Here is a 19,335-nt window from a genome sequence, read left to right on the forward strand (position 1 = left end):
TGGTAACATTGCCAGCTTTCGAGGGTCCTCGTGACCTAGCTAAGTCGAGCAAGATACACGCCACGGGACTGTGAACTAACGGAATGACACGTGCACTGATAACAGGCATTACGGGCCAAGATGGTTCGTTCTTAGCCGAATTTCTGCTTGACAAGGGCTATCAGGTCATCGGTTTGGTCCGCCGTGACAGTTGGTTTCGTCATAACAACGCCAGTCATCTCGAAGGAAAGATCGAGCTGCTTTTTGGCGATATGTCCGAGGGAGTGGATATCGCGGCCGCGGTCCACGACGCAGAGCCGGATGAAATTTACAATCTCGCCTCGCAGTCCCGACCCGGAGAGTCCTGGTCCAGGGCGCCGGAAACACTGTTGGTAAATGGTCTGGGTGCGGTTCGGCTGTTCGAGGCGGTGCGGCATAATCGTCCGGCATGTCGGGTTTATCATGCGTCTTCTTCGGAGATGTATGGTCGTGTTGACGTTGTGCCGCAACACGAAGGGACACCATTCAATCCGATCAATCCGTATGCGGCGGCTAAAACTTACGCCCACCAGATGGCGCGCATTTATCGCGAGAGCTATGGGTTGTTCATATCCAGTGGCGTGCTCTTCAATCATGAAAGTGAAAGGCGCCCGCTACACTTTCTGCCCCAAAAGGTTGCGTATGGCGCTGCCTGTGCAGCACTGGGAATTACCGACTCGAGGGCGACCAACGAGATGGGGCGTCCCATTGTAGAGCGCGGTAAGTTGGCCTTGGGGAATTTGGATATTGCGCGAGACTGGGGTTACGCAGGTGATTTCGTTCGCGCCATGTGGCTGATGCTCCAGCATGACAAACCAGGCGAGTTCGTCATTGGAACCGGCAAACTGCACAGCCTGCGGGACCTGTGCGAAGTGGCGTATGGAGCTGTCGGACTGGATTGGCAGGCTAGCGTAGTAAGCGATGCCGGCCTTTTTAGGCCGCTCGAGTCGAGTCAAACGTTGGCCGATCCCACTAAGGCAAAGCGTGAACTGGGTTGGGAGCCGTCCGTAGGATTTGAGGATATGGTCAAGCGGATGGTTGCGGCGCAAATTGCAGGTTTGCGATCGTTGAATAAATGACATTTCAATATTGAGAAGATACGGCTAGGAACGCATATGAAGACCGCACTTATCACCGGAATCACTGGGCAGGACGGCGCCTATCTGGCGGAATTTCTGCTCAGCAAGGGCTACATCGTTCACGGCATCAAGCGCCGCAGCTCCTTGTTCAATACCGACCGTATCGATCATCTTTATCAGGATCCGCACGTCAGCAATCGCAATCTTGTGCTGCACTATGGCGACATGACGGATACGAGCAGCCTGATCCGGATTATTCAGAAGGTGCAGCCGGACGAGATCTACAACTTGGCTGCTCAGAGTCACGTCAAGGTGTCATTCGAGGAGCCCGAGTACACGGCAAACTCCGACGCTCTCGGTGCACTGCGCATTCTTGAAGCCATTCGCACGCTTGGTCTGGAGAAAAAGACGCGTTTCTACCAGGCGTCCACGTCGGAGCTTTATGGACTCGTGCAGGAGATCCCGCAGAAGGAGACGACGCCGTTCTATCCGCGCAGCCCTTATGCCGTGGCAAAGCTATACGCATATTGGATCACGGTGAACTATCGCGAGTCGTATGGCATTTACGCTTGCAACGGCATCCTGTTCAACCACGAATCTCCAATTCGCGGCGAAACATTCGTGACCCGAAAAATCACGCGTGCGTTGGCGCGCGTCAAGCTTGGCCTGCAAGACTGCCTGTACCTGGGCAACCTCGATTCGCTGCGCGACTGGGGTCATGCCAAGGATTACGTCGAAATGCAGTGGCTGATGCTGCAGCAGGACAACCCCGAAGACTTCGTCATTGCAACTGGTGTCCAGTTCAGCGTGCGCGATTTCGTCAATGCGGCGGCTGCGGAACTGGGCATCAAGATCCGTTGGGAAGGCCAGGGTGTTGATGAGAAGGGCTACGACGCCGATGGAAAGTGCATTGTTGCAGTCGACGAGCGCTACTTCCGCCCTGCTGAAGTGGAAACCCTGCTGGGCGATGCGAGCAAAGCGAAGCAGAAGCTTGGCTGGACGCCCAAGATCACGTTCCAGGAACTGGTTTCCGAAATGGTCCGCGAAGACTTGAAGGCCGCTGAGCGCGATGAGCTGATCAAGCGACACGGATACACTGCGCTCAATCGTCACGAGTAAGCGAAAGCCATGTCCTTCGATAAAGCCAACGCCAAGATCTATATTGCAGGCCATCGAGGCATGGTGGGGTCGGCGATCGTGCGCCGCCTCCGGGCCTCTGGTTATGGCAACCTGCTGGTCCGCACGCATGACAAACTGGATCTGACCGATCAAGGCGCAGTCGCTGCATTCATGCAGCAAGAGCGCCCCGATTATGTGTTCCTCGCTGCGGCGAGGGTCGGAGGCATTCATGCCAACAACACGTATCGCGCAGAGTTCATCTATCAAAACCTGATGATCCAGGCCAACCTCGTCGGGGCGGCTTACGCTGCGGGCGTGGAGCAGATGTTGTTTCTCGGATCGAGCTGCATCTATCCACGCGATTGTCCGCAGCCGATCAAGGAAGAGTATCTGCTGACCGGCCCGCTTGAGCCGACGAATGAGCCGTATGCGATCGCCAAGATTGCTGGTGTCAAACTCTGCGAAAGCTATAACCGTCAGTACGGCACCGCCTACGTCAGCGCCATGCCTACAAATCTGTATGGCCCCAACGATCACTATGACCTGAATAACAGCCATGTTTTGCCAGCGCTCATCCGCAAGTCGCATGAGGCGAAGATTCGTGGTGACGATAAGCTCGTCGTATGGGGAACGGGTACGCCACGCCGTGAGTTCATGTATGTGGATGACATGGCAGATGCATGCGTATTCCTCATGGAAAGCGGCGTTAAGGAAGGGTTGTTCAACGTTGGCTGGGGCGAGGATGTGACCATTCGCGAACTGGCCGAGACGGTAATGGACGTTGTGGGCTTCAAAGGCGAGCTAGCCCTCGACGCGACCAAGCCTGATGGCACGCCACGCAAGCTTTTGTCCACGGAGCGGCTCCGCGAGCTCGGTTGGCGCCCCAAGACCAGTTTGCGAGAAGGAATCGCGCTGGCCTATGCTGATTTCGTGACGCGTTTCGGCTGACGGGCAGTGTTTCTGACAGCACCAAGCGTCTCATCGTTAAGTAAGGCCAGACGACGCTGAGACGCTGAGGGGGCCACCATTGAGCATCCGCTCTTGTCGCCAAAAGCGTATTGACGGTCTTTGTCTGGGTGGGGCTGGAAGATCTGTAATGCGCCGGTAATCGACGGGTGCTTCAAGACAGCAAGCGCCTTGACAAACACCCTCGGGTTCTAGCGCGATTGCCAAAATCGGGGAGCGGTGCGGGTCGGTCTTCAAAGGACTTAGTCATTTGAACGGCGTTACATTTTCGAGTGGCGATCGAGTTTGCAACGATGGGTTTCTAAGCTATTTCGTCTTCTCTGGGTTCCATGATTGTAGTGGGCATCACAAGTCTGTTGCGACGATAGTCCAGCTGCCCGTGGTGTTCCTGACTGTAGACAGAGTGCAAGGACTCGCTGGGTGACACCAGGCCACGAGCAGGGAGAAGGTAGTTGAACGAGATTGGAAAGCTGGATTTTGAAACGGCACTGTCAGGCAAGCGTGTCCTGGTAACGGGCCACACCGGTTTTACAGGAAGCTGGGCCAGCCTCTGGCTACGCCTGCTAGGTGCCGAGGTCAAAGGATTTTCGCTGCCACCCGACACGTCGCCGTCGCTTTATATCGAGGCGAACGTTAGCGACGACGTGGACGGCGTGGAAGGCGATATCTGCGACTTCGACGCTGTGCAAAAGTGCTTCGCCAACTTCCAGCCTGAGCTGGTGCTTCATCTCGCGGCTCAGCCTCTGGTTAGGCGTTCCTACCGAGAGCCCGTCTGGACGTTTGCCACCAACGCAATCGGCACGGCTCACGTGCTGGAAGCGGCCCGCATGACCAGCAGCTGCCGCTCCGTGGTCTGCGTGACGACTGACAAGGTCTATAAGAACAACGAGTGGGCTTGGCCTTACCGGGAAAATGATGCCCTGGGCGGTAAAGACCCCTACAGTGCGTCAAAAGCAGCGGCGGAGATGGTAATCGATAGCTATCGATACTCTTTTGGCTCTGATTCCGTGCATCCGTTGGGCATTGCGACAGCGCGTGGTGGCAATATCATCGGCGGCGGTGATTGGTCGGAGGACCGGCTGATCCCCGATTTCGTCCGCGCAGTCAATAGCGGCGGCACGCTCTCACTTCGTTACCCAGATGCGACTCGTCCCTGGCAGCACGTCCTTGCTCTTGTGCAGGGTTACCTGATGCTACTTGCCGGCCTTGAAAGGGACCGACAACGCTACTCGCGTTCATGGAACCTCGGTCCGCACGATACGCGTCAGTTCAGCGTGCGTGAAGTCCTCGAGATCCTGGCGAGGGACTGGCACCGTCCGCAGCTCGACTATCAGCAGAATCCGCTTCCCGAAGCGGTTGCGCTCGCACTCGATAGCTCGCTTGCGCGGAATATTCTCGGTTGGCAGCCGCCGTGGGATACCGACCGGGTGATCAAGGAAACCGCTGCGTGGTATCGGGCGTTTCACGGTGGCGAAGCCAGTGCAAGGGAGATCTGCCTGCAGCAGCTTGCTGCCTGGCGCAGGGAGCTTAGCGAGGGAGCGCACCCTTGAAGGTGTTACTGACAGGTGGCGCCGGATTCATCGGCAGCAACCTTGCACATCGCCTGGTGGTGGCGGGGCACGAGGTTGTCGCGCTCGGGCGCCGCGCCTGCACCGTCGAAAGCGTGTTCAGCATTGAGACGGAGCGGCTTGACGCCGCGAGCCTGCGAACCGCGATGGCGGGCCAGCGTTTCGATGCAGTATTTCATCTCGCCGCTGCGGGCGTTCATCCGTCAGATCGCGATGGCGACGAGTTGATTCGTGTGAATGCCATATTGCCGGCCGAGGTCGTTGCCTCGGCCAGCACGTATGGTGTCGCTGCTGTCATTCTGATGGGTAGCAGCGCTGAGTACGCAAGGCAGTCTGCAACGATGCTCGACGAAGACGGGATTCTAGAGACACAGAAAATCTATGGCGCCTCAAAGGCAGCAGGCGGCCTGCTTGCATTGGCGACTGCTGCCGAGCGTCGTTTGCCGGTAGCCGTATTACGAGCCTTCAACATCTATGGGGCGGGCGAAGCTGAGCATCGTCTGCTGCCATCGTTGGCCGCCAAACTCAAGCGTGGCGAGCCGGTCGATCTATCCGCCGGCACCCAGGTTCGCGATTTTCTTTACGTCGACGATGCTTGCGATGCGCTCGTCGCTGTGGCCATCGCGCTGCGTGCCAAGGGCATGCGCAGCGGTGCATACAACCTCTCTACTGGTACGGGCTTTTCTGTCAGAGATTTTGCACGCACGGTGGCTCAGCGGATGAATGCGGATGAGAGCTTGCTTCGCTTCGGCGCATTGCCGCTTCGACCGGATGATCTGCCTGTCGTGGTTGGCGATCCCACGCGCTTGAATGACGCAACCGGCTGGCGTGCCAACCATTCGCTTGACCAAGGTGTGGAGGCGGCGTTGCGCCGCCTCGCGTTGAACTGACAGCCATGGACACTACACTGATGGACACTCCCGCTGGCCTTCCCCTCGTTACCATTTCAGTTCCGGTGCTGAACGAGGCGGACAATCTTGACGCACTCTACGCGCGCCTTCGGCAGCTTGGTGAGACGATGGCAGATCGGTGCCATCTCGAATTTCTGTTTACGGACAATCATTCGACCGACGCGACCTGGGAGAAATTGACCAGCCTGGCTCGCGATGATTCACGGGTGCGAGCCATTCGATTTTCAAAGAATGTAGGTTTTCAGCGTTCCATTCTCGCCAACTACATGCATGCCCGTGGCGATGCCGTAATGCAGATCGATGCAGATCTCCAGGATCCGCCGGAACTTCTCGAACGTTTTTTTCAGCTATGGCGCGAGGGGTATCACGTGGTCTATGGCGTGCGCGAGAAGCGTCCCGAAGGATGGTTGATCAATTCGTTTCGCAAATTTGGCTATTGGGCGATAGATAAGCTCAGTGAGCACAAGATTCCGCGCGACGCCGGCGATTTCAGGCTGGTCGATCGCAAGGTCATTACTGCCCTGCAGCAATATCGATCGTCAAATCCGTATCTGCGCGGACTAATCGCTGGCATGGGTTTCAAGCAAACCGGCGTTCCTTACGGACGGGCCGCACGCGTTGCAGGGTCAAGTAAATTCGGTATGGCCCAGTTGGTCAAACTGGGCTTTGCGGGAGTCTTCAACCACTCAGTTCTGCCGCTCAGATTGGCAACCTATGGCGGCTTGTTCCTGCTCGGCCTTACGGCCATTGGTGCGATCTACTACGTCTTTTTGCGGGCCTTTCATCCGGAGTTGCCGCGCGGCCTTGCTAGCATTCACATCCTCGTGCTTTTCGGTATCGGTTTTCAGTCGCTTCTTCTCGGAATACTGGGTGAATATCTGTTGCGTATCTATTTGATAGTGCGTGCAGAACCCGTTGCGATCGCCGAAGAAACGCTGAACCTCGGATCAGCCGAGATCAAACTTTAGAAATGAGGGGGATCCCATGAAAGCTGTGATTCTTGCCGGTGGACTCGGCACACGTATTGCCGAAGAGTCTGACAACAAGCCCAAGCCAATGGTCGAGGTGGGTGGCCGCCCGTTGTTGTGGCATATCATGAAGTCGTATGCCCATCATGGCGTCAAGGAGTTCGTGATCTGCCTTGGCTACAAGGGTTATGTGATCAAGGAGTTCTTTTTCAACTATTACCGGCATACGGCTGACCTGTCGATCGACCTGAGTTCCGGCACGCACGAAGTGCTCAATTCACAATCGGAAGACTGGAAAGTCACGTTGATCGACACCGGTCCGGAGACCATGACCGGCGGTCGCCTGAAGCGTGTCGCGCCGTACATCGGAAACGAAACTTTCTGCCTGACTTATGGCGACGGGTTGTCGGACATCGATATCACCGCCGAACTCGCCTTCCATCGTCAGCACGGTCGGCTTGCTACGGTGGCAGCTGTGCAGCCGCCTGGCCGTTTTGGTGTCCTCAACCTCGCCTCTGGCGGTGGGGTAACCAGCTTCGAGGAGAAGCCCAGCGACGAGATTGGCTGGATTAATGGCGGATTTTTCGTTCTTGAGCCTGGCGCGGTCGATTATGTGGCAGGCGATTCGACCTCGTGGGAGCAAGATCCGCTCAAGAACCTGGCGCGGGATAACCAACTGTCGGCATTTACCCATCAGGGGTTCTGGCAGCCATGCGATACATTGCGCGACAAGCGGCACCTGGAGCAGTTGTGGGAATCCGGCAATGCGCCCTGGGCGGCATGGAAGCAGCAATGAATGACGATCAAGTGGACGCCGCCCCTTCGCCCGTAGTGGCGAAACGGCCGACCGGGTGGAAGTCCTGGATCAGGCAGGCTCTCGGGGTGGCGGTTTCTCTGGTATGCCTGGTGCTGGTATTTCGGCGCGTCGACTTCGACGCGCTGAAGCATGCACTAGCCGAGTTTCGTTGGCACTTCCTCGCGCTCGGGCTTGTCTCGCTGGCTATCGACTATGCCGCCCGCATCGAGCGATGGGCGGTGATGCTGCGTGCTGCCGGCGCCAAAGTTCGCACGTCTCAATGTGTCGCGCCGTTTCTTGGTTCGATCACATTGAACAACGTTCTGCCGTTGCGCGCGGGTGACCTGGTGCGCGCGCTGGTCTTTCCGTCCGCCATTGGCGTGAGCCGCGTAACGGCGACGGCAAGCCTGCTGTTCGAACGCCTAATCGACCTGTTGACCTTGTTGTTGTCGCTGGGAATTGGGCTGCTTATTTCGCCCATGTCGTTGCCCGAATGGATTGGCACGACAGTCGTGTTTGTGGCGATCGTCGGTGTGGTCACGCTGGCAATCATCGTCTTTTTTGGCAGGCATCTGATTGCGCTGCTCCATTGGATGGCGCAGCGTCTCGAGAGGGTGAAGTCCCTCGCAAAGCTGATCTTGCTTGCTGCTACGCTGGTCGGACAAATCGGCTCGATGGGCAGCATGCGCACGATGCTGCGAGTTCTCCTCTTGTCGGCAGTCGTGTGGGCCGGCGAAGCGGGTTTGTTCTGGGCGATGTTCCAGGGCCTTGAGATCTATGCCGGGTATTCGTCCGCCCTCATGGTGATGGCCATCGCAACGTTGTCGACCTTGGTACCCTCGTCACCGGGTTATGTTGGCCCCTTCCACCTCGCCGCTTTCGCGGCGGTGCACGCGCTTGGTGGTGCCGACGCGCAGGCGGCCAGTTTTGCCGTGCTTGCTCATCTATCGCTGTGGCTGCCCACAACCGTCGCCGGAGGCTTGGCGATCCTGCTCAACCCGAAGCTGTTTGCCGCACAATCGCGTGGCTCGGCTAGCTAGTTGCCTAAGAGATTAGAAATCCGATGAATCAGGAATACGACGTCGTAATTGTGGGTGCAGGCTTCACCGGCCTGACTGCGGGTCTTGCATTGAGTAAGGCTGGCCGGAAGGTGTTGATTGTGGAAAGCGACTCACATCCAGGTGGCCTTGCGGGAACGTTCCAGTTCCGCGATGGCGTAACCATCGAGAAGTTCTACCATCATTGGTTCAACAACGATGAATACGTGCCGAAGTTGGTGAAGGAACTGGGTCTCGAGGGCGAGATCGTGACGCTTCCGTCGCGCACGGGCATGTATTTCAACGGCAAGATGTGGCGGCTGTCGACGCCGCTAGACCTGTTGCGATTCTCGCCGTTATCCCTCATCGATCGCATTCGCCTTGGCATGCTGGTTTTCAAGGTGCGCAAGATCAAGGACTGGCGCCAGATCGAACACCTGACGATTCGGGATTGGCTCGAGCCGCTGTGCGGAAAGACGGTGTATCGCGTGGTTTGGCAGCCGTTGATCGAGGCGAAATTCTCCGTCTTCGCGGATGCGGTCAACGCGGTGTGGTTCTGGAAGAAGTTGGTGTTGCGCGGAAGCACGCGAGACAAGAAGGGTGGCGAGCAGCTCGCCTATTTCCGCGGTGGCTTTGGACGACTCGCGAAGGCCATGTCCGATGAGATCGTCAAATTGGGTGGCGAAGTACGTTATGACGTGAAAGCCACTGGGGTGCGTGCCGCCAACGGCAAAATCGAGGCGCTGAGCTTGGGTGACCAGGAAGTCAGCGGCCGCCAGTACTTGTTCACGCCGGCGTTCCCGGTGATCGCAAACCTGTTTGATGGGGTGGCCGAACCGAAGTGGACGGACTCTATGCGTAGAGTGAACTACCTGGGCAATATGTGTCTGGTTCTGGAGATGGACAGAAGTCTATCTGACACCTACTGGCTCAACGTCAACGATCCTGGCTTTCCGTTTGTCGGCGTTATTGAGCACACAAACTTCGATCCGCCGGCAAATTATGGCGGCAATCACATCGTATTCCTGTCGCGCTATATCGCTACCGCCGATCCTGTTTGGAAGTATGGCGACGAGCAGTATCTCGAATACGCTCTCGAGCATCTGAAGCGGATGTTCCCGGAGATGCAGCGATCTTGGATCAAGGAGTTTCGCCTGTGGCGTGCCGATTACGCGCAGCCGGTCACTGAGCGCAATTACTCAAAGTATGTTCCGGGTCGCGAGACGCCATTTGAAAATGCGCTCATCTCCACGATGGCACATATCTATCCCGAAGACCGTGGCACGAACTATGCGATTCGGGACGGCGGTGATGTAGCGGACTCGATCAACCAGGCGCTTGCGCGCGGTTGAGAAGGGCCGAGGGTCCGCACCGATTAGTCAAGTAGTGCGGATTTCGGTGGCAATGCATAGGGGCAGGCAGATAAACCTGCCCCTTACAATCGCAGGGTCGATGGCAGTTCTAACAGGTTGATCCGCAAGCCGTAGCAGGCTCCGCCGAGGTCCGACGCTAGTGGATGCGGCCTTCCCGCTAGCGATTGGCTATGACAAACAGGGCACAAAAAGGCGCGCCTCGAAATGGCGCGCCTTTGCATTTATGGCGCCGATGGCTGGATCTTCACGTTGCGAATGACCCATGCGGCCATGCGGGGATCGTTTTCCCCAAGTCGACTCGGTGTTCCGTTCGTCTCGATGGTGATCTCACTGAGCTTGGCTGGCGACACATCGACTTCGCGATCAAAGATTGCCATCTCCTCCGTGCCATCGCTGTTCAGCAGGACCTTTTCACTAGGTCCATCGATCTGATTAAAGGTCAGCGTCAGAGTCTGCCTTCCGCGGGTGGCGTATTCGAAGTGCACTCGGGTTCGCGGTGCCGGTTCTGCGCCCAGCGGGGAATGCAATCTGAAACTGATCTTCTGTTGAACCCAGACCCACCAATTGTTCTCGTCGCTCTCACGTCCGTAGCCGCCGACGGTAGAAGCAATCCGGATTTGCCCACGACCATCGAAAATGCCGACCTGAAGCGGCCCGATTGCTGCGCCGCCAGTCAACCACCCGTCGATATTGCGCCGCTCAACCACGCAACTACCGAGTGCTGGAGCTTCCTTGTTACTGGCTGGCGGTATGGCCAAAAGATACCCGTCGTCCGACCAGTCCGATTCCAGTTTCCGGTCCGACAGATACAGCGTGACCATCTGACGAATCTTTTGATCGCTGCCGCCCAGATTCAGATAAACCGGCGCTGTGGGTGGACAGGTGCTCAGCACGGTTGCTCGCAACTCACGATAGAATTGGTTGAGGTTGGTTACTCCGTTGTAAGCGGCCATCAGTGGTCTCGTTCGTGCTATCCCCATGAGCGAACTGCCGATGAAGCCGATGGCGAACGTTGCAACAACCAGGCGACGAAAAAAGACAGAAGATTTGGCTCGAAGACTCAAAAAGGCCGTCAGAACCAGCGTTATTGCGAATGGATTCGCCCATTCGGCAAGCTTGAACTGGCTCCAGCTCTGGCCTACGCCCACGGGAAAGGGCGAAGGTTTCATGTATCGAAAGTACAGAAAGCCGGCGCCAAACAGCATCAGCACCAGAATCGTCGGAAGAAGCTCTGAGCCTTTTACGGCTCGCCATATGGCGGGAGCTCCGAAAGCAAGAATGACCATTGTCGCGGCAAGCAAGAATAGTCCGAGATAGATGGTATGAGGCCCTGTACCTCCCGGGGCAGACCACTGCAGCGCAGGCTCCCAAGCACCACCGTGTACGCCTAGCGCGTGGGCGACAAAGCCAAGCAAGCTCCAGTTGACGGGCGAACCTACTATGGCTCCCGTCTGGACTCGTAGCGCGGCATAGGCGCGCAATAGTTCGGTGTTCAGAAGGATGATCGAAAGGCCGGCTGCCAGGCCAACGAAGATCGACAGGTTCCGCCAGGACCGAAGCCTCATGGCCAAGATCAACGCACTGCACCCTGTGGCTGCTACAAAAAACGGCACGACCTCTGTGTAGGCATAGACAGTGCCTGCAAGAAGCAGCGCGCATGCTAACGATGCTTTTGCAATGGCCGACACTGAGGTCTTGGTCGTCGCAATCCATCGCAACAAGGGGCCAACGAGAAACAACAGTGCTGCGCCTAAAGCGAGCCCGATGCTTTGCGGCAGGAAGCCGAAATTCGCCCCGAATACCAGGCCACCGACGGCAAACGAAGGCAGGGTCAGCAGGGCAAGTCTCATCGGCCTGCTGAGCGGGCGCAGTGGTTTGCTGAGAGGAAATCCAATGGCCAGACAGCAGGCTGCCAGACTTGAGATGATTAGCGCTGGGTACACATCGCCGGCCCACCGCAGATTTAGCAGTGCCTGAAGGGCGGCCAGCAGGTAAGAACCTCCCATGCGGAAGGTCATTTCCTGGTAAATAAAAATTTGAGAGCTCTCCGGCGTCTGCAAAGTCGCTGAAATATGCTCTCCAAATGCATGTGTCTGCAGCCAGTTGCTATGAGCCAGATAGGTAAACGCATCGTTGTGGGCGTTGAAGGCGCCGAACACAAATAGGGGCGCCAATACGCTTGCGCCGCAAACCATGCCGAACACACTCACCATGCCGGCGTGCCGAAGTGCCTGTTTTGCACTGCGCTCGCGAAGCAGGGAGACAAGGAGCAGGACGATGAAAAGCAGGGGTATGACGATGGTGTCGCCCAACGTGCGAATTCGACCGCAAAGGCTCGTGGCAACAATGAAGCATGCCAAGCCCATGGCGGGAGACAGATAGAATTTTGCCGGGCCTCTCAGCTTGAACGGCAGCATCTCGGTACAGAGGCGTCCGACCAACGTCGCCAATGCCAGGATGGCGGCAAGCGTTGGCAAAGTGGACCAGAAAATCCCGGTTCCCAAATAGTTCGTCATAGCAAAAAGTTCGTCCTAGTCACTGTGAATGCCGACTTTAGATTTCTGGAATGGCCAGCTTTTCCTGCGCGATTGATTCGGTCCGCGCTGACAACGTGCGCGAAAAGGCCAGTAGTTGTTTCCTGGCAAAACTGCCGCGGATTTCTCCCATTGAGCCTGTGGAGTCCGGCAGATCATCTCTGGAGCCCGTCTCGGCGAACGATGTCGGCCTTTGAAGCTTTTATTTTCACCAAGGCAGTAGCCGCGCCCACATCGTGCCATGTGCCAAAGGACATAACACGTGGTGCCTGCCAGCGCGTGCGCTTTTATGCCCCTCCGCTGACGACCGCTCTCCCATCTCTACGAGCCGGCCATTAACGCATTGCGTAGGGCGACCCGGCACTACATTCGAGATGCATGGAAACGAAGTCGTCTGTGCGGGCTCCGCTCCGGTCTGCCACTGTGCTTAAGTGAAGCGCCGACGGTAGGCGCCGTCACGAGGTAAGCATCGCGCCAATTTCGTCTGTGCGTGCCTGCATCAAGGAAGCATCACCACGACTTTCCACGTTGAGCCTCAAGAGGGGCTCGGTGTTTGAACTGCGAAGATTGAAGCGCCAGCTTCCGAAATCGGCACTCAAGCCATCCGTATAATCCAGCGCAGGCTGTTCGCTGGCGTAGAAGCTCAGCACCTTGTCAATGGACGCTTTCGCATCAGACACTCTGAAATTGATTTCACCGCTGCACGGAAACGCCATCATGCGGTCTTCCACTAGCTCCGCAAGCGGCTTGCCCGTCGATGAGATCAGGCTTGCAATGAGTAGCCAGGGAACCATTCCCGAATCGCAATAGGCAAAATCCCGGAAGTAATGGTGTGCGCTCATCTCACCGCCGTAGATGGCATTCTCGGCGCGCATGCGCTCTTTGATGAAGGCGTGGCCCGTCTTGCTCATGATGGGGATGCCACCTGCGTCCCTGACCATCTCGATGGTGTTCCAGGTTAGTCGAGGATCGTGAATGATCTTTTCACTGGGATGTTTGCGCAGTATCGATGCGGCGAGTAGACCGACCAAGTAATAACCTTCGATGAAGCGCCCCGCGGCGTCGAAGAAAAAGCAGCGGTCGAAATCACCATCCCAGGCAACGCCGAAGTCCGCGCTGTTATCGATCACGGCTTGGGCTGTGTCGTGGCGGCATTCCGGTAACAGCGGATTGGGAATGCCGTTGGGGAAGTTGCCATCCGGCGTATGGTGCACACGGATGAATTCGAAGGGAAGGTGTGGTGCGAGTGCATCAATGACCAGGCCCGCTCCGCCGTTGCCTGCATTGACGACGATCTTCAGGGGCTTGAGGGCATCTCGTTCGAGGTAGCCGAGCAGGTGTTCGACGAATGCGCTGCGATCGTGGTGTGTGCGTTCGCTGCCTGCCAGGGGGACATCGGGCAGCGGCTGCGTACAGGCGTCACGGATCGCGAACAGGCCGGAGTCACCGCTGATCGGCCGTGAACCTTCGCGCACGAGTTTCATGCCGTTGTAGTCCATCGGGTTGTGACTGGCGGTCACCATGACGCCACCGGCCGCTTTCAGATGGGCGGTCTGGAAGTAGACCTCCTCGGTGCCGCCAACGCCGATGTCGATCACGTCGCGGCCACCGCGTCGCAGACCATCGGCCAGCGCAGCTTGCAGGCAGGGGCTGCTCAGGCGCACGTCGCGGCCGAGCACTACGGGACCTGCGTCCAGCTGGTGGGCTAGCGCGAAGCCGATGCGCTGCGCAAGCGTTTCATCGAGTTCGTCCGGAACCCGGCCACGGATGTCATAGGCCTTGAAGCAACGCAGATCCATTACAACGGTTTCCTTGTAAACGATGGAGAAATGAAGCTGGCGTCCAGCGCGTACTGCGACCAGAGTCGTCAACCATGCCGAGTTTGGCGCGATTGAGGGTGGGGCGCGGATGCGTCATCGCAAGAAAGTTTACCCTCTTCGCATTCGGAGGGCATCGCAGCCAGACAAGCGCCCGGCTTGCCAGCGGCATGACGAGACCATGCGATGCTGGCACCCCACGTCTTGGGTAACCAGGATGATGAGTGAAGCCGTGCGCCCGGATGGGCCAGCGCGAGCCGGGGAAAAGACTCCCCGGCTCGCCGATGAGATCAGCCGATGGCTGCTTCCAGTTCTGGAATGATCTTGAACAAATCTCCCACCAAGCCAATATCCGCAATCTCAAAAATCGGCGCCTCGCCATCCTTGTTGATTGCCACGATAGTGCCGGCGTCCTTGATGCCAGTGAGATGCTGGATGGCGCCGGAGATGCCGATGGCCACGTATAGCTCGGGGGCGATGATCTTGCCGGTCTGGCCGACCTGCAGGTCGCTGGGCACGTAGCCGGCATCGACGGCGGCGCGAGAGGCGCCCACGGCGGCGCCGATCCTGTCCGCGAACTTGTAGACGATCTCGAAGTTTTCCTTCGAGCCTACGCCGCGTCCGCCGGAGACCACCTTGCTGGCGCTCTGCAGATCGGGGCGGTCGCTCTTGCCTGACTGCAACTCGACGAAGCGGGTGTGCGAGGGCAGGGCGACGTCGATGCTCAGTGCTTCCACCGGCGCGCTGTTGGCGCTGGATGCGGCAGCAGACCAAGAGGCCGTGCGGATGGTGGCAACCACCGTGCTGCCTGCGTCGGCTTCCACCGTGATGATGGCATTGCCGGCGTAGGTCGGGCGCTTGAAAGTGTGCGGGCCTTCCACGCTCATCACGTCGCTGACCTGGGCCACGCCGAGCAGGGCGGCCACGCGGGGCAGCACGTCCTTGCCGAAGGTGGTGGAGGGGGCGAACACATGGCTATAGCCGGCGGCGGCCTTGGCGACCTGCGGGGCCAGCACGGCGGCGAGCGGGTGGGTATTCTCGGCGCGGGCGATGGTGAGAACGCGGCTCACACCGTCGATCTTGGCGGCCTCGGCGGCAATAGCGTCGGCGTTGTCAGCCAGCACCAGCACGTCGATGGCTTCGGGTTTAATGGCTGCAGCGGCGCTCACAGCGCGCGCAGTGGAGGAGTTGAGCTTGCCGTTGAGGTGCTCAGCGATGACGAGGATCTTGGACATGTCGTTGTCTCCTTCAGGCTGCTTAAAGCAGGCCTTTTTGCTTCAGCGCCGCCACCAGCTCGGCCGCGTCCTTGACCATCACGCCCTTGCTGCGCTTGGCCGGCGCGGCGTAATGCGTGGTCTTCAGATGATCATTGGCTTCCACGCCCAGCGAGCCCAGTTCGATCACATCGATCGGCTTGGACTTGGCCTTCATGATGTCCGGGAGCTTGATGAAGCGCGGCTCGTTGAGGCGCAGGTCGGTGGTGATTACGGCGGGTAGCTCGGCTTCGATCACTTCCAGGCCGGCGTCCACTTCGCGCGTCACGGTGACCTTGCCATCGGCAATCTCGACCTTGCTGGCGAAGGTGGCCTGCGGGCGATCCCATAGCGCTGCCAGCATCTGGCCGGTCTGGTTGGCGTCGTCGTCGATGGCCTGCTTGCCCAGGATCACTAGGCCCGGCTGTTCCTTCTCGATCAGCTTCTGGAAGATACGGGCAGCGGTCAGCGGCTGCACCACGTCGCTGGTGGTCACATGGATGGCGCGGTTGGCGCCCATGGCCAGGCCGTTGCGCAGGTGGGCAGTCAGATCGGCGGGGCCGATGCTGACCACCACCACCTCTTCGGCAACGCCCTTTTCGCGCAGGCGCAGCGCTTCTTCCAGCGCGATATCGTCAAAGGGGTTGGCGGAGAGCTTCACGCCGTCAGTCACCACGCCGGTGCCATCGGGTTTGACCTGAATGCGGACGTTGTAATCCACGACACGCTTGTAGCCGACAAGAATTTTCATCAACGGGATTCCTAGGATGCAGGCCGGCAGGAGGGGCCTGGGCGATGATTTGGTTAGCAAATCCTACCCGAAGTCGCCCATCAGGCGAATGTAAGTGGCCGTCATCCTCGCGGCATTGCTTATCCTCAATCGAAATATGCTACGTTCGCGAGTTTCTACCGCCGGTCAGTTGTATTCCCTTCGTTAAACCATGGGAGCCGGGGTAGACGCATGCCTGGAATGGGACCAGAGGCACCAACCGAGCATGCGCAAGTGGGGGAGTTTCGTCTGACCGACTGCAAGGGGCAATGTCGTTGATGGCTCGTTTTCGTCCAAACCAGATGCTCGGCCTGGCATTCGCGACGATCATCGTGGTTGCGCTTGCTGCGCCCACGCTTCGCTGGCTATATCTGAAGGCGCCGGATGGCACGTTATACGGCTATACGGATGCCGTGCCGCCCCGGCCACATAAAATCGCCCGGGCCTTTCGCGAAAAGACCTTCCAGCAGTGGTTTGAGCGCTATTCTGACGCGAATATGGGGTTCAGAAAGCCGCTGATCCTTTCATTCAACGAGATCACCTTCCGGCTGTTTCGAGAAGCACCTCGCCTACGACTTTATTCTACGCGCGCCAATGGGCTTTACAGTCAGATGTCGATCGATAGCCTGAATGATGAAGTTTCACGCAGGCCATTGTTGGAAACGAGCTATCAAGGGGAGGCCCAGAAGCTTTTCCGGGTGCAGAAGTTACTTCAGTCCGCCGGAAAAGATTTTCAGGTCGTCATCGGCGCGAGCAAACCGTACGTGTACCCCAATGATTTGGGGCATCGATACCTTGTCGGCGGCAGCGACGATATCTACGGCCGCGCAGCGAGCTTGGGCAACGCGTTGCGTGCCGCTGGGGTGAACGTCCTCGATGGCGGCCCATTCCTGCGCGATTATGTGGCCCGCACGGGAGTAGAGACGCACTCCCGCGCCGGCGTCCACTGGAACTACTACGCAGGCTGCCTGGTTGCACGGCAGATGCTCCAGGATATTCAGGATCGCGGCATTGTTGCTGCACCGCGACTTGAGTGCGGCGAGCCTACCCTAGACACGCCGCACATGATCGACGTCGATGGACTCGATCTGCTCAATATCTGGTCGACAGGCGGCGTTGCGAAGCGTACGCCATATCCGAAACCGACTCTCGTTGGTTCCTCCGGCGCCACTCCGAATCTGCCGAAAATCGTGTTCATCAGCGACAGTTTTGCAGACCAGATCTATTTTTCGTTGCAACAGGCACATGTGTATTCCAGCCTGATCGGGTCGCGGTATTTCAAGGCCAGGGAGATTGTCGACTCAGCCAGTGGAGCGGTGACTGCTACGGATGTCCATGCCGACGAAGCAAAGGTACGCGCACAGGTGGTCAACGATATCGCGCAGAGCAATATCGTCGTGATCGAAATGGTCGACTACAACGTTCAACGCTGGGATTACGGCTTCGCCGATTATCTTCTGAACTACACCGCGAAAGGCGGCAGCATAGGGCCGGCATCGCCAGGCGCCGCCCTTGCGCACGATACGCATCCCCAATGACGGCGCCGTCCGAGGCACTGGCTCGAACGCGTTAACCACGATCAATACAGGCTGACATGCTTTTCACCTCCCCAGTCTTTCTATTTGTATTCCTGCCCTTGCTGCTCATCGCGTATTACCTGTCGCCGCGATCGCTGCACGTCAAGAACGCCATCGCTCTCGCTGCTAGCATTGTTTTCTTCAGTTGGGGGGAGCCGGTTTTCGTCTGGGCGCTGATGATTGGCGTTTATATCGACTATCGCGTATCGCTGCTGATCGGTCCCAATGCACGCTACAGCGAGCAGACCAAGCGATGGGCGCTGATTGTCGCCATCTGCCTCAACGTGGCCACGTTGATTGCTTCGAAATACCTCGATTTCATCGTGACAGAGATCATCAATCCTCTGAGTCCGTGGTTGCACTGGCAGGTTCAGCCGCCAAAATGGCCGCTGCTGTTGGGTATTTCGTTCATCACTTTTCATCGCATCAGCTATCTGGTCGACAGCTACAAGGGGCGCGCCATTCCGCCGCGCGGATTCCTCGATTGCGCGCTGTATATTTTCCTGTTTCCACAATTGATCGCCGGGCCGATCATTCGTTATCACGACATTGGGCATCAGATACACGACCGGACGCATACTCTAGAGAAATTCCTGACGGGTTTTTTTCGCTTCAGCGTAGGCTTTGCCAAAAAGACCCTGTTTGCGGACCCTCTAGGCCTGGTGACCGAGAAGGTCTTTAATGTCGCGCCTCACGACTTGTCGACCCTGGCCGCCTGGGGCGGCATCGTTGCATACACACTGCAGATCTATTTCGACTTCTCAGGCTATTCGGATATGGCTCTCGGCCTCGGTCGTATGATGGGTTTCCAGTTTCCGGAGAACTTCAACCGACCTTATATTTCACGAAGCGTGACCGAATTCTGGCGACGCTGGCATATTTCGCTGTCTAACTGGATGCGCCAGTATCTTTATATCCCCTTGGGGGGGAATCGTGTTTCGATTCCCCGCACCTACCTGAATCTGTGGGTCGTTTTTGTCATTTCAGGAGTCTGGCACGGCGCAAGTTGGACGTTCATAGCTTGGGGTGCGTACTACGGCTTTTTCCTGTCGTTGGAGCGCATGCTGGAAAACAGCAGGGTCGGGACCATTCGACTGCCGGGATTCTCGCGGCACATCTATACATTGCTAGTGGTCATGGTCGGCTGGGTCCTATTCCGGTCTCCTAGCATTGCCTATGCGGGCACCTACTTGGGAGCCATGTTCATGCCAGCGTTCGGGCAGGCGCCCGTCGGTCCGCCGTGGGGATTGATCTTCGGCAATCGGGACTTGGCGACGATGGTGCTGGGGGCGTTCATAGCCTGCGTGGATTGGCCTTATATTCCAGGTGCAATGGCTGATACCTTCAGGCAGGCTTTCGCGGGCAAATTCTCGTCGGAATCGCTGAGCCAGATGACGCTTCAGTTCGGAGCATCACTATTTCTCTTCGTGGTGGCGGTCGCCGCGACCATCAGCTCCGACTATTCACCCTTCCTCTATTTCCGCTTCTGAGCGTCGCGGTGCGGCCATTCCCGCCGGTAGCGCGGCTGACCGGCATGCCTTTCATAGGGC

15 protein-coding genes are annotated in these 19,335 nt (G+C 57.8%); 11 read left to right on the forward strand and 4 right to left on the reverse strand.

The features are described from left to right. The first annotated feature begins 83 nt into the window (after positions 1-83). From ACN9MB_RS04195 to ACN9MB_RS04235, 9 genes are all read left to right on the forward strand, one after another. On the forward strand, positions 84-1,097 hold the full coding sequence (locus ACN9MB_RS04195; protein ID WP_426270884.1) for a GDP-mannose 4,6-dehydratase: 1,014 nt from the start codon (positions 84-86) through the stop codon (positions 1,095-1,097). 36 nt (positions 1,098-1,133) lie between these two features. Further along, positions 1,134-2,216 (forward strand): GDP-mannose 4,6-dehydratase, encoded by a 1,083-nt coding sequence (gene gmd / locus ACN9MB_RS04200; protein ID WP_426270885.1) that lies wholly within the window; start codon positions 1,134-1,136, stop codon positions 2,214-2,216. 9 nt (positions 2,217-2,225) lie between these two features. Then, positions 2,226-3,164: a GDP-L-fucose synthase gene (fcl, locus tag ACN9MB_RS04205; RefSeq protein ID WP_426270886.1), complete on the forward strand. Its 939-nt coding sequence runs from the start codon at positions 2,226-2,228 to the stop codon at positions 3,162-3,164. Between the two features lie 470 nt (positions 3,165-3,634). Continuing rightward, positions 3,635-4,732, forward strand: a complete 1,098-nt coding sequence (gene rfbG / locus ACN9MB_RS04210) for a CDP-glucose 4,6-dehydratase (RefSeq protein ID WP_426270887.1) — start codon at positions 3,635-3,637, stop codon at positions 4,730-4,732. Positions 4,733-4,734: 2 nt separating this feature from the next. Next, on the forward strand, positions 4,735-5,640 hold the full coding sequence (locus ACN9MB_RS04215; RefSeq protein WP_426271885.1) for an NAD-dependent epimerase/dehydratase family protein: 906 nt from the start codon (positions 4,735-4,737) through the stop codon (positions 5,638-5,640). 5 nt (positions 5,641-5,645) lie between these two features. Then, positions 5,646-6,629 (forward strand): glycosyltransferase family 2 protein, encoded by a 984-nt coding sequence (locus ACN9MB_RS04220; protein WP_426270888.1) that lies wholly within the window; start codon positions 5,646-5,648, stop codon positions 6,627-6,629. A 16-nt stretch (positions 6,630-6,645) separates the two neighbouring features. Next, entirely contained in the window at positions 6,646-7,425 is a 780-nt protein-coding gene (rfbF, locus tag ACN9MB_RS04225) for a glucose-1-phosphate cytidylyltransferase (protein ID WP_426270889.1), read from the forward strand. Beyond that, on the forward strand, positions 7,422-8,465 hold the full coding sequence (locus ACN9MB_RS04230) for a lysylphosphatidylglycerol synthase transmembrane domain-containing protein (protein ID WP_426270890.1): 1,044 nt from the start codon (positions 7,422-7,424) through the stop codon (positions 8,463-8,465). Before rfbF ends, ACN9MB_RS04230 begins: the two co-directional genes overlap by 4 nt. A gap of 23 nt (positions 8,466-8,488) precedes the next feature. Further along, positions 8,489-9,814 carry an NAD(P)/FAD-dependent oxidoreductase gene (locus ACN9MB_RS04235; protein ID WP_426270891.1) on the forward strand — a complete coding sequence of 442 codons (1,326 nt, stop codon included), beginning with the start codon at positions 8,489-8,491 and terminating at the stop codon, positions 9,812-9,814. A gap of 242 nt (positions 9,815-10,056) precedes the next feature. Here the strand turns inward: ACN9MB_RS04235 and ACN9MB_RS04240 are convergent, their stop codons facing one another. The 4 genes from ACN9MB_RS04240 to ACN9MB_RS04255 all read right to left on the reverse strand — a co-directional run bounded on the left by ACN9MB_RS04240 (position 10,057) and on the right by ACN9MB_RS04255 (position 16,190). Then, the gene (locus tag ACN9MB_RS04240; RefSeq protein WP_426270892.1) at positions 10,057-12,351 is read right to left on the reverse strand and encodes a hypothetical protein; all 2,295 of its coding nucleotides are present in this window, start codon (positions 12,349-12,351) and stop codon (positions 10,057-10,059) included. A 473-nt stretch (positions 12,352-12,824) separates the two neighbouring features. Then, positions 12,825-14,168 (reverse strand): phosphomannomutase, encoded by a 1,344-nt coding sequence (locus ACN9MB_RS04245; RefSeq protein ID WP_426270893.1) that lies wholly within the window; start codon positions 14,166-14,168, stop codon positions 12,825-12,827. Between the two features lie 308 nt (positions 14,169-14,476). Then, a complete protein-coding gene (locus ACN9MB_RS04250) occupies positions 14,477-15,421 on the reverse strand; it encodes an electron transfer flavoprotein subunit alpha/FixB family protein (RefSeq protein ID WP_426270894.1) in 945 nt (314 codons plus the stop codon). Between the two features lie 22 nt (positions 15,422-15,443). After that, a complete protein-coding gene (locus tag ACN9MB_RS04255) occupies positions 15,444-16,190 on the reverse strand; it encodes an electron transfer flavoprotein subunit beta/FixA family protein (protein WP_426270895.1) in 747 nt (248 codons plus the stop codon). Positions 16,191-16,486: 296 nt separating this feature from the next. Here ACN9MB_RS04255 and ACN9MB_RS04260 point away from each other — a divergent pair, with 296 nt between their 5' ends. Both ACN9MB_RS04260 and ACN9MB_RS04265 read left to right on the forward strand, forming a co-directional pair. Further along, the gene (locus ACN9MB_RS04260) at positions 16,487-17,746 is read left to right on the forward strand and encodes a hypothetical protein (RefSeq protein WP_426270896.1); all 1,260 of its coding nucleotides are present in this window, start codon (positions 16,487-16,489) and stop codon (positions 17,744-17,746) included. A 56-nt stretch (positions 17,747-17,802) separates the two neighbouring features. Then, positions 17,803-19,275, forward strand: a complete 1,473-nt coding sequence (locus ACN9MB_RS04265; RefSeq protein WP_426270897.1) for an MBOAT family O-acyltransferase — start codon at positions 17,803-17,805, stop codon at positions 19,273-19,275. Positions 19,276-19,335 lie beyond the last annotated feature (60 nt).

The organism is Dyella kyungheensis, from assembly GCF_049913195.1.
In the GTDB taxonomy this organism is placed as follows: Bacteria; Pseudomonadota; Gammaproteobacteria; order Xanthomonadales; family Rhodanobacteraceae; genus Dyella; species Dyella kyungheensis.